At 67.3% G+C, this 10,416-nt stretch carries 9 protein-coding genes; 3 read left to right on the forward strand and 6 right to left on the reverse strand.

Going from position 1 to position 10,416, the window contains the following annotated elements:
* Positions 1–57: 57 nt before the first annotated feature.
* From DI276_RS10820 to DI276_RS10830, 3 genes are read right to left on the reverse strand one after another with little or no spacing between them, the layout of a single operon-like run.
* The gene (locus DI276_RS10820; protein ID WP_112263117.1) at positions 58–378 is read right to left on the reverse strand and encodes a hypothetical protein; all 321 of its coding nucleotides are present in this window, start codon (positions 376–378) and stop codon (positions 58–60) included.
* A 43-nt stretch (positions 379–421) separates the two neighbouring features.
* Positions 422–1,447: a hypothetical protein gene (locus DI276_RS10825; protein WP_112263118.1), complete on the reverse strand. Its 1,026-nt coding sequence runs from the start codon at positions 1,445–1,447 to the stop codon at positions 422–424.
* Positions 1,448–1,459: 12 nt separating this feature from the next.
* Positions 1,460–1,924 carry a hypothetical protein gene (locus tag DI276_RS10830; protein ID WP_112263119.1) on the reverse strand — a complete coding sequence of 155 codons (465 nt, stop codon included), beginning with the start codon at positions 1,922–1,924 and terminating at the stop codon, positions 1,460–1,462.
* 290 nt (positions 1,925–2,214) lie between these two features.
* Between DI276_RS10830 and DI276_RS49860 the strand changes: the two genes are divergently transcribed.
* The 3 genes from DI276_RS49860 (at position 2,215) to DI276_RS10840 (ending at position 5,846) form a co-directional block, all read left to right on the forward strand.
* Complete coding sequence (locus tag DI276_RS49860; RefSeq protein ID WP_157984637.1) at positions 2,215–2,379, forward strand: hypothetical protein; 165 nt, start codon at positions 2,215–2,217, stop codon at positions 2,377–2,379.
* A gap of 590 nt (positions 2,380–2,969) precedes the next feature.
* Positions 2,970–4,406 carry a glycoside hydrolase family 43 protein gene (locus tag DI276_RS10835; protein WP_112263120.1) on the forward strand — a complete coding sequence of 479 codons (1,437 nt, stop codon included), beginning with the start codon at positions 2,970–2,972 and terminating at the stop codon, positions 4,404–4,406.
* Positions 4,407–4,418: 12 nt separating this feature from the next.
* Positions 4,419–5,846: a glycoside hydrolase family 43 protein gene (locus DI276_RS10840; RefSeq protein WP_112263121.1), complete on the forward strand. Its 1,428-nt coding sequence runs from the start codon at positions 4,419–4,421 to the stop codon at positions 5,844–5,846.
* A 75-nt stretch (positions 5,847–5,921) separates the two neighbouring features.
* On the opposite strand, the gene DI276_RS10845 is transcribed toward DI276_RS10840, so the two are convergent.
* The 3 genes from DI276_RS10845 to DI276_RS50820 form a co-directional block, all read right to left on the reverse strand.
* Positions 5,922–7,865 (reverse strand): alpha-L-fucosidase, encoded by a 1,944-nt coding sequence (locus tag DI276_RS10845; RefSeq protein ID WP_198680556.1) that lies wholly within the window; start codon positions 7,863–7,865, stop codon positions 5,922–5,924.
* 29 nt (positions 7,866–7,894) lie between these two features.
* Positions 7,895–9,943, reverse strand: a complete 2,049-nt coding sequence (locus tag DI276_RS10850; protein WP_112263123.1) for a family 43 glycosylhydrolase — start codon at positions 9,941–9,943, stop codon at positions 7,895–7,897.
* Positions 9,944–9,959: 16 nt separating this feature from the next.
* Positions 9,960–10,416 (reverse strand): RICIN domain-containing protein (locus DI276_RS50820; protein WP_198680557.1); only part of this gene is annotated, 457 nt, incomplete at its 5' end.

The following is a 10,416-nucleotide window of genomic DNA, read 5'->3' on the forward strand; positions in this document are numbered from 1 at the left end:
CGAGGGCACCTCTCTGGCCAACAGTCTAATAAGGACGGAGAGGTGCCCTGCCCGTACTCACGCAAGCTCGGCGGCGCCGTGTGCGCACGGGTCAACGTCGCGGTCCACGACAAGGTGCGCCAGGGATGCACGTAGCGGTGTGCTGATCACGTTTGCAGGAGTCTCAGCGACCGCGGACACGAGGTCCATCGTGGTGAGGTCGAACGTAACGACATCCAACCCAGCTCCGCCGTGCAGTTCACGGACGGCCTCGCTCACAGCGAAGCACGCCGCCACGATCACCACGAAGGAGGCCCCAACCGCCTTGCCTGCAAGCTCGACGACACCACACTCGCCCCGATGCTGGCGCATGTCCATGAACGCCCGGCTGGTCGGCACTCTTTGAGGCTTAAAAGACCTTTCCTTCCATGCCTCGACCTCGTCACTTGGGCGTGCACCTGGAAACCCTGCGCAGCAACAGGGAGGAGAAGTCCTTCGGCCCGCTCCCAAGCCCGACATCGACGGCAAACAACCAGTTGACCCCGGAGGTCAGCCGGCGGGTCGGGAGGTTGTCGAGTCCGAGAAGAGCGACATGACATTCCTCAGCTGCGGCGCGCATGTCGACGCCGAGCCTCCGCTCAACGATCCGGGTGTCGAACCCAGCTTCATCAAGAGACGCAGCTACCAAGCGTGTCTTCCGGATACCGGTTGACCCCCTGGGAGTGAGAACGCCCGTGCTGTGGTTCGCCGGAACCGTTCGATCCGTGTCCTGCAGAACGATCTCGACGGCTCCGGGATCTTCATACGGGAGCCAACTGATGGTCCACGCGTAGGCCTGACCGAGATGGCCCAGGCCAACCAGCCACCAGGCGCTTGCCGCGTGAGCCAAGGAGGGGCCTTGATCGTCCACGCTGCCGTCGGGATTCCAGAGGTTCAGCGCCACTGTTCGGTAGCCGGCGTCGCTGCCCGCGCGTGCGCGAGCAGCGTCGAAGATCTCGCTTACGCCCATCGCGGCCGCCGCGATGGCCGCAAGGACGCACGAGCCGCCAGGCCTCAGCGTGGAAACACGTGGTGTCGCCACCTGGGCGACCCATCCCGACCAGCAGACCCTCAAGGCAAGACCGTGATTGTGGTCGGTCGGTGGCTCGGGCGTACTCGTGCCGACGATGAGAACGGGCCAAGTGGCGCTTGCCGTGAGTTCATTCATGAGCACCGGCCTGGCGCCCTCGCGGCGGATCGCGTCAGCCACTGTGAGGTTCCGCCGTACCCCAGCCGTCACGCGGGCCTCGGCCGCCTCCGCGAGGACATGAACTTGTCCAAAAGCCCGCACAGCGGTGACGACCGCGGTGAGCAGTGCCGCCTGCCCGTCAGTCTCATTGCAGACCGCGCTGTCGGCGCATATCAGGATTCCGGTGGCCGCGTGTGCTGCAAGCGCCGCGACGAGGGTGGGTTGCGAGTCCTCGTGCATCGACAGCAACGATCACCCTTGCGGACGAACGAGGTGGACCAGGTCGACCTGCAGAGTGCAGCTGCCCTTTGCGACGAAGGCACCGATCGGGCTGTTCACCGGCAGGTCGTCGCTGGAGCCAGGCAGCCGGAGCACGAGGTCAGCAGACGCTTCCTTGTCCAGCCCGAACGCATCGATCGCCTCTTTCCGCACCTTCTTGACGTGTGCGGACGGGTGGACCTCGACCGTTCGCTCCGCGCCCACGTACGACACGACCACGCTGACCTTGCGGCAGTGGTGCACCAGGACGTGGCCTGGGTTGTCGCCGAACAGGTCCTCAGCCGTTGCTTCGATGTCGATCTCGCTGTCGTCACCGACACGGAAGACCCGCTCGTCAGGACCGACCGCGATGAGGCCTGCCAGCTTGGCCGTCGGGGAGACGTCCGGGTGCGTTACAGCGCCGGCCGCGCCAGCCGAGTTTGCGTTGCGTGGGAGCAAATTGGGAGCAGAAGTCCTCCCCAACTCCCGAGATCTGCACGAAGTCTTGTCACCGAGATTCGCGAATTCGCAGGTCAACGAATCGACGCTCAATGGACTGCCGGTGACCTCTTCGCCACCACCTATGTGGTCACCACGAGGGAGAGCAATCCATCGCTGCCACACCAGAGCGGTGCAGCGAACCTTGACCGCTGCTCGTTGGGCCGAAACCGCCTGCAATTCCTGCCTGAGCGACCCCTTGCCCTCTGGTCAAGCGCCACACCGCAGGCACCCTGGCCAACTCGGCCATCGTGACCAACAGCTTCATCGCCTTCGCGACGGGAGTGGCCGCCGTCGTACTGGTGAAGAAAGCAGGTTCCTACGCCGTCGCCGCGCCGCCCTCAAAAGACAGCCTCGAGATCCAACCGGACCGGCAGCCAAACGCGTACGTCCCGCGATGGCTCGTGATCACTTGACCAGGCGGTTCTTCGGCGCACTCACCGACACCTCCCCGGCCTTCATCTCCTACACCTGCGTCATCGTCGGCCTCGGTCCGACCGCAGCCTGGGGCCGCACTCGTCCTGCTCGGCTCGTTCCGATCTCTCCGGTGGCCAGAACGTCTTACCGCGCAACGGAAGCCGGTGGCGACGCAAAGGCGAGCAGTCTTCCTGTTATCGCTAACACCGCAGCGTCTCGCCGAAACGGCCCATTGACTCCCCGGTCGTCGTCATGTTGTCATTTAGCTCAGCCGCCGAATGTTAACGCTAACAATTGGTGACCTCAAGCTGCTGCTGCAACGACGCAGGGAGTACGCAGACATGGCATCAACGTGTTGCACTGTCGCCGCAACCGAGCTCGCAGACCGTACCGCGCAGGTTCAGCGCATCGCGCCCTCGCCACACCGGTCTTCTGTCCACAGAGGACGTTAGGCTCGCTTCCCCGATTCCCGGGAAGTCACCCCTTCCGCACGCACCGGCGCACGATCACCACGCCGGGGGTTCCGCGCGCCTGCGCGACGGCACCATCGCCCCGATCGTCTCCACCCTCTGACCGGAGGAGTAGAACCGTGCAACGAACACTGTCGCGTGTAGGCGCGGCCCTGGTCACGGCGTTGCTGCTGCTCGCCGCCCACGTCCTCGTCGCCGTGGACCGCGCGTCGGCCGCCGACCCGTTCACCGGTTACCTGATGGCGCACTTCACCGGCGAGCACGCGAACGGCGAGCAGATCTACTTCACCCACAGCAAAGACGGCCTGCACTGGACCGAGCTGAACAACGGCGCGCCCGTGTTGCTGTCCACTGTGGGCGATCGCGGCGTGCGCGACCCCGCGATCGTCCGCTCGTCCGCCGGTGATCGGTACTGGATCATCGCGACCGACCTGCGCATGTCCGGCAGCGGCAGGTCGTGGAGCGACGCGTCCAACAACGGCAGCAAGTCGCTCGTCGTGTGGGAGTCCACCGACCTGGTCAACTGGTCCGCTCCACGACTGCTGGACGTCGCGGGCGGCATTCCGACCGCGGGTGACGCCTGGGCACCCGAAGCGATCCACGACCCGGTCTCCGGCGACTACGTCCTGTACTGGGCCACCAACGCCACCATCAACGGCGTCCGGAAGCACCGCATCCACTACGTGCGCACCAGGGACTTCCGCACGATCACCGCGCCGCAGGTCTACATCGAACGGTCAGGCGCGCAGCACATCATCGACACCCAGATCGTCGAGTCGTCGCGCGACGTCGGCGGCTTCCGCTACTACCGGGCATCCAAGGACAGCCAGATCACCATCGAGGGCAGCGACTCGATCCTCGGCTCCTGGACCACCGTCGGCGACCTGTCCCACCTGGGCCTCACCCCCCGCCAGGTCGAAGGTCCCATGTGGATGCGGTTCAACAACCGCGACGAATGGGCGCTGTGGCTCGACAACGCCGGCGGCAGCGGCTATCTGCCCGTCGCCTCCACCGACCTGAGCAGCACGCAGAACTTCCGGAGGCTCTCCGACTACAACGTCGGCACCGCGCGCAAGCGCCACGGCTCCGTCCTCAACCTGACCGCTGCCGAGGAGAGCCGGGTGCTGGCCAAGTGGGGCACGACCACGCCGGCCAACCGCTTGCAGTCGTTCAACTTCCAGGATCGCTACGTCCGCCACGCGGGCTTCGACGTGCGCATCGACGCGAACGTCAGCCGGATCGAGGACTCCCAGTTCCGGATCGTGCCCGGCCTGGCGGACCCCTCGGCCGTGTCGTTCCAGTCGGTGAACTATCCCGGCTACTACCTGCGGCACCAGAACTACGACTTCGTGCTCGCGCCCTACGACGGCACGGCGCGGTTCCAGGCCGACGCGACCTTCCGCCAAGTACCGGGGCTGGCGTCGTCGTCGTGGAGTTCCTTCCAGTCCTACAACTTCCCCGACCGCTACATCCGGCACTACGCCTACCAACTGCGACTCGACCCGATCACCACCGCGACGGGCCGCGGCGACGCGACGTTCCGCGTGACCGGATAGAAGGGAAAGCACGTGTTAGGTACTCGTCTCCCCCGGCTGGCAGCGATCTTCGTCGCCGTCGCCCTGATCTTCACCTCCCAAGTCGTCACACCCAAGCGGGCTGCCGCTGCCGACCCCGGCTACCTGATGGTGACCTTCACCGGCGATTCCGCGACCGGACAAAGGCTTTACCTCGCGCACAGCACGGACGGCCTGCGCTGGAACGACCTCAACGGCGGAGGCACGGTCCTGCGCTCCCCGATCGGCACGAAGGGCGTGCGCGACCCCGCGCTGGTGCGCTCACCCGACGGGAGCAAGTACTGGATCATCGCGACCGACCTGTGCATCCGCTGCGGCTCCACGTACGCCAACGGCAGTCCCAGCTTCGTGGTGTGGGAGTCGACGGACCTGGTCACCTGGTCGCCGCCGCGGCTGATCAACGTCGCCGGCGCGATCCCCGGCGGGCGCAACGCGTGGGCGCCGGAAGCCGTGTGGAACCCGGAGACGAGCGACTACGTCCTGTACTGGGCGACGAACGCCACGGTGAACGGTGTGTTCAAGTACCGCATCTACTACGCCCGCACCAAGGACTTCCGCACCATCACCACCCCGCAGATCTGGATCGACCCGCCCGGCACCACGCCGATCGTCGACACCCAGATGACCGAGGTGCCCGCCGGTGCCGGCAACTTCCGCTACGTGCGCGTCTCCGGTGACGGCCAGAACACGGTCGAGGGCAGCAACTCGATCCTGGGCACGTGGACCAAACTCGGCACCCTCTCCAGCATCGGCCTCACCGGCCACGTGGTCGAGGGCCCGGTGTGGATGAAGTTCCGCGACCGCAACGAGTGGGCCCTCTACATCGACCACCTCAGCACGAACGGCGTGCGTGAGTACCGGCCGATCCTGACGACCAACCCGTTCGACGTCGGCACCTATCGGTTGCAGGCGCCGGAAAACTACGACATGGGTGGCTTCCCGAAGCGCCATGGCGCGATCACGACACTGACGGCCGCCGAGGAGAGCCGCGTGCTCGCACGCTGGCCCAACACCCCGGCCAAGCGGCTTCAGTCGTACAACTTCCAGGACCGCTACGTACGGCACGCCAGCATGGACGTGCGCATCGACGCGAACGTCAGCCCCGTCGACGAGTCCCAGTTCCGGCTGAGGAACGGCCTGGCAGGCTCCGGCACCGTGTCCTTCGAGTCGGTGGACTACCCCGGATACTTCCTGCGGCACCAAAACTACGACTTCCAGCTGGTCTACAACGACGGCACCGCCCAGTTCGCCGCTGATGCCACCTTCCGGCAGGTCGCCGGGCTCGCCGACGCGACCTGGTCGTCCTTCCAGTCCTACAACCACCCCGACCGCTACCTCCGGCACTACGCGTACCAGCTGCGGCTCGACCCGATCACCACCGCGACCGGCCGCAGCGACGCCACGTTCCGCGTGACGAGTTGATCGGTGTCGCAGACGGTGGTGCCCCGGCCGCGGGAAACCCGGCCGGGGCACCACCGTCCACAGGAGACGGACACGTCAGGACCGGACCAGCCGCCACTGCTGGTGACCCTCGCCGGTGTGGTCCCACTGCTCGAGGACGGTACCGTCCGCAGTGGATGCTCCGGGGACCTGGAGCACCCGCTGGCTGAGGCGGTTGGTGAGGATGAAGTGGTCGCCGTCGACCGGCGTGACGGCCCAGTGCTGCTGGAAGACGTTCGCGTCACCCCAGATGTTCATGGTTCCGCCGTTGGCCCGGGACCGGCCACCGACCTCCAGCAGCTTGCCGCTGTTCTGGTCGCGGATCTTGAAGTACCCGTCCCCGGTGGAGATGAAGGTCCACTTCTGGCACGCGTTGTTCAGCCACGGCCATTGCTGCACCGGGGTGTTGTTGGCCGTGCCGGAGTTCCGCACGTCGAGCACCTTTCCGCTGGCCCGGGACTCGATGCGGTAGACCGTGTTCGCCAGCGGGAAGCGCGACACCAGCTGGGGGCGGACGCTGCGGCCGCCGACGTGCACACCGCCGACGTTGACGTAGCCACCGGTGGCGGCCGTGACGTGGATGCGCACGAAGCCGACGTTCCGGTTGGTCCACTCGGCGAGCTTGACCCGGCCGTTCGCGGCCCAGTTCACGGTGGCCACCGTGGTGAAGGTGATGCCGTCGGTGCTGGTCGAGATGGTGGCCGCGGTGATGTCGCCGTCGGTTGAGTTGGTGCGGTTCCACTGCTTCGGCAGGTACTCGAGCGTGGAGACGTTGCTCCACACTCCCCCGAGGTCGATCGTGATCGTCTGCGGCAGCACGCGATTTCCGCCCCAGGTCGACCAACAGGTCTCGAGCTTGTTGTCGCTGAAGTTGTCGATCGCGCGGTACGCGAACTCGCCGGGGTTGTACGACGACGCGTAGGCGGCCACCGCGTTCACCGGCCACTCGACCCGCAGCGGCTGGGCGGGCAACGGCGGACGCGAGGGGTTCGGGCTCCAGGCCGCGCCGACCTCCGCGAGCCGGTTGACGATGTTGGTGTCGAGCTTGCCGTCGCGGTTGGGCGGGCAGTTCAACAGGTACGAGGTGTACTTGGGCTCCAGGTCCCTGAGGTCGGTCACGATGGCGTCAACGCTGCGCGGTGCCTCGGTGGCCGTGTGCGGGTGCCAGAACCAGCCCCTGCTGATCGTCTCCCCCTGGACGCCCGCGAACGTGTTCCCCGCCGGGGCACGATAGCCCAGCGGGGCCTCGAAGTAGATCGCGTCGCCGAGCCAGGGCTGTGACAGGGCGCCGTGGTCGATCATCACGCAGTTCGGTTGCAGCGACTTCACCAGGTTGCGGACCTCCTGGTAGGAGATCTGCTGCTGCCCCATCTGCCAGGCGTAGCCGTCGGTGACGAACACGTCGATCGTGCCGTAGTTGGTCAGCAGCTCGCGGATCTGGCCGAGCACCACGGTCATGTCGCCCGGCTCGATGGACTGGAGCGGATCCTTGCCGTGATAGCCGCCGTACGCCTCGATGGTGTGCGTGCGGTCCCAGACCGAGTAGTACAGTCCGACTCGCAGGCCTCGAGCCCGGAACGCGTCGACGTACTGGCGCACGACATCCTGCCGGTAGCCGGAGTAGGCCACGTTCTGGCGGCCGAACGCCGTGGGCCACAGGGAGAAGCCGTCGTGGTGCTTGGTGGTGAGCACGCCGTAGCTCATCTTCGCGGCGGCAGCGGCCGCCGCCCACTGCGCGCAGTCCACAGAGGACGGAGCGAACTTCGTCGGGCTCTGGCCGCCCGCCGCCCACTCCTCGTTGGTGAAGGTGCCGAGGTTGAAGTGGTTGAACATGCCGAACCGCAGGTTGACCAGGTTCGCCAGGTCGCCTTGCGGGTCCGCCGCGTGAGCCAGCGGCGAGAGGCCCGTCAGACCCGGTACCGCGGCCGAGGCCGCCGCAATGCCGGTGGCTGCCAGGAAACCCCGGCGGGACATTCCCGATGCCGTCCCTGATGTCGTCATTGACACTCCAGTCTTGGGGGAACCAGTTCCTAGTCGGTGACGCGGTGGAAGGTCCATCGCTGGTTGGACCCGCCGGTGTCGCGGTACTGGATCAGTGCGACACCGTCGGCCGTGCTGCCGCCGCTCACATCGAGCACCTTGCCGCTGTGGCGGTTGACCACGAGGAACACGCCGCCGGGCTGCGGGCGCAGCTGCCACTGCTGACTCGCCCGGCCGTCGGCGGTCGCCTGCACGACCCGCGCGCCGTCCGTCGGCGAGGACCCGGCCACGTCGAGCACCTTGCCGCTGGCGAGGCACGTAATGGTGTGGTAGCCGTCCTCTGTGGACTGGAAGGTCCACTTCTGGTTCACGGCACCGGTGTCGGGCCACTGAATCACGGCAGCGCCATCCGCCTTCGACGCGCGGGAAACGTCGGCGACCTTGCCGCTGCGCACGCTGACGCACTTGTACGCCCTGGTGGGCGTGATGGTGTAGTGCACCGAGTCCACGTCGACATGACCGGTGCCGTTGGGGTTGTAGGTGTAGAGGCCGACCCGGTCACCGCGGTAACCGCCCCAGGTGAGCTGGTAGGTGCCGCCGAACGAGGTGAACGTGCTCCCGTCGAGGCTGTAGGAGAACTGGCTGACCCCGTTGACGTCCCACGAAGTGCGCAGCCACACGACGTTCTGCGTGATCACCGGGCCGCTGGTCAGGGTGCCGCCGGCGTTGTGCGCGATCGTGGTCGTGGTCCCGGAACGACGGACACCCAGCCCCGCATAGGTCGCCGCGTAGTGGCACAGCCCGGCGTGCTGGCCGTCGGCGAGGCCGGCCAGGTCGAGCCGGGCGGTGACCGTCGCGCCGCCTGCCGTGCGCAGCACCCGTTGGGTGAGCGTGTTCCCGGCCTTGGTCAGGTTGTCGGCCACCAGCGGTGCGAACGCCTTCAGCCGCAGGAAACCGGGGCGTTCGGTCAGTGACCATCGGTCCGCACGTGGCTGGTAGTGCCACTCCCACTGCGGTTTGAGGCGCGTGTCGGTGAACAGGTCACTGGTCACCACGGCGGGCAGCGCGTCGACCGGCAGACCGGGCGTGCCGCCGGGAGGCACGGGGCCCGTCCACACCATGTTGCCGATGCCGTCCGCGCCCACCTCGCCCAGGATCGGCCAGCCGTCCACCCAGGTCACCGGCAGCAGGGACAGCACGCGTCCCTCCCAGGCCCCGGTGCCGTGGTGGGTCACCCAGTGCCATGCGCCGTCGGGGGCCTGAATCAGCCCGCCCTGGTTGGGTTCCCGGTCCACCGAACGGGAGACGTGCTGCAACTGCTTGGTCTCGAACGGGCCGTGGAGGCTGCTGCCGCGGTTCATCATGACCACGCGGCCCTCGGACTTCACCTCGCTGAAGAGGTGGTAGTAGGTGCCGTCGATCTTGTACAGCTTGTTGGCCTCGCTGCCCCGCGACTGGTGGATGACCGTGGACGGACCGACCAGCGACCTGCCGTCCGCGGACAGCTTGAACAGGTGCACCTTGTAGGCGTCCGCGTAGTTGGTGGTGACCAGGTAGCCCTGGCCGTCGTCGTCCCAGAACGGGCACACATCGTTCCAGCCGGAGGTTCGCCACAGTGCGTGCAACGGCTCCCACGGCCCGGTCGGCGACAGGGCCGACGTCATGAAGAAACCTTCGTCGGGCGTGTTGAAGTACACCCAGTACCGCCCCGCGTGGTGGCGGATGGATCCGGCCCACACGCCACGGCCGTAGCGGTTCATCCGGTCCCAGTTGAGCTCCGGACCGATGCGGGTGACGTCACCGACCGCGCCGCCGAGCGTCCGCCAGTTGACCAGGTCCTTCGAGTGCAGAACGGCCATGCCGGGCGAGTACCCGAACGTGCTGGTGATGCCGTAGTAGTCGGTGCCGACCCGGATGCAGTCCCAGTCGCTGAGGTCGGCCGGGATGATCGGGTTGACGTACGTGCCGTCGCCCTGGTCGCCCCAAGTCCCGGCCGGAGGTACGGCTGCCGCCGTTCCCGGTGGAAGCAGGCCCGGCAGCACGAGCGCCCCGGTGCCGGCCGCGGCGAGCCGGCCGAACTGTCGTCGGGTGAAGTCCACGGTGCTGTCCCCGGCTTCAGACCGACGCCTGGCGCCAGCGCTGGTTCGCGCTGCCGGTGCAGGTCCACTGGATCAGCTTGGTCCCGCTGGCCGTGCTGGACGAGGGGACGTCAAGGCACTTGCCGCTGGCGCGGTTGACCAGTGACACCGTGGTCGCGTCAACGGCGCGCACGGTCCACTGCTGGTTGACGCCTCCGTGGCAGCGCCACTGCAGCACGCTCGCGCCGTTCGCGGCCGAACCGCCGGACACGTCCAGGCACGAGCCGGTGGCCCGGTTGATGACCTCGACGTGGCCACCCGGCTTCGCACGGAGCTGCCAGTGCTGGGACTCCGCGGCCGACGGGGTCGCCTGCTGGACCGCCGATCCTGACGTGTCCAGCCGCAAGCCGCTGTGTTGTGCGGTGAACGTGGCGAACGGCCCCACACCGCCCGCGGTCTGCGTCACCGTGCGGATCGTGCCGTCGGGGTTGTGG

It is taken from the genome of Lentzea terrae, from assembly GCF_003265345.1.
In the GTDB taxonomy this organism is placed as follows: domain Bacteria; phylum Actinomycetota; class Actinomycetes; order Mycobacteriales; family Pseudonocardiaceae; genus Lentzea; species Lentzea terrae.